Consider the following 525-nt stretch of genomic DNA (forward strand, 5'->3'; position numbering starts at 1 on the left):
TAACGTTTTTCGGCTTTATAAAGTGGCGGAAATTTTGTTACTGATGTTTACAAATATAACCGAAAAGTTTAAAGAGAGAAAGAGAAATTAAAGCAAAGACTTTAAAGCCGAAAGTTTCCTGATATAACTGAACTTAGCCATTTTATAAAACCGCTGTTAGCTGCTGGTTTTTTATAATTTTCAGATTGTGATTTGGTCATATCAGCAAGTCCATCTATTAGTTCATCATGTTTTTGATTCCAACTGCCATCTCTTTTTTCTTCTGAAATATCGTAGAGCTCAAAGACTTTGTTTATTTGGACTTTTTTTAGTTCTATATATTCATTCGCACTGTTGATATCGCTTTCAAAATGTGTATGAAACATCAAGCCATAGACACCTAATGTAATTGCTAATGGAATGCTGCCACAATCTTTTTCCAAAGTTATTCTTGCACCATTTATATTCTCAATATCAACAATTATTTTTCCGCCTTCAGAACCTATCGTTCCAATTGTTTTTCCATTATCTATAGCAATCCAATTG

At 32.0% G+C, this 525-nt stretch carries 1 protein-coding gene; it reads right to left on the bottom strand.

The features are described 5' to 3' along the window. Positions 1-101 precede the first annotated feature (101 nt). Positions 102-525: hypothetical protein (locus ABGT15_RS14685; protein ID WP_367232213.1), on the bottom strand; the 424-nt coding region annotated here is incomplete at its 5' end.

The organism is Flavobacterium enshiense, assembly GCF_040750275.1.
GTDB classification, from domain to species: Bacteria; Bacteroidota; Bacteroidia; order Flavobacteriales; family Flavobacteriaceae; genus Flavobacterium; species Flavobacterium enshiense_B.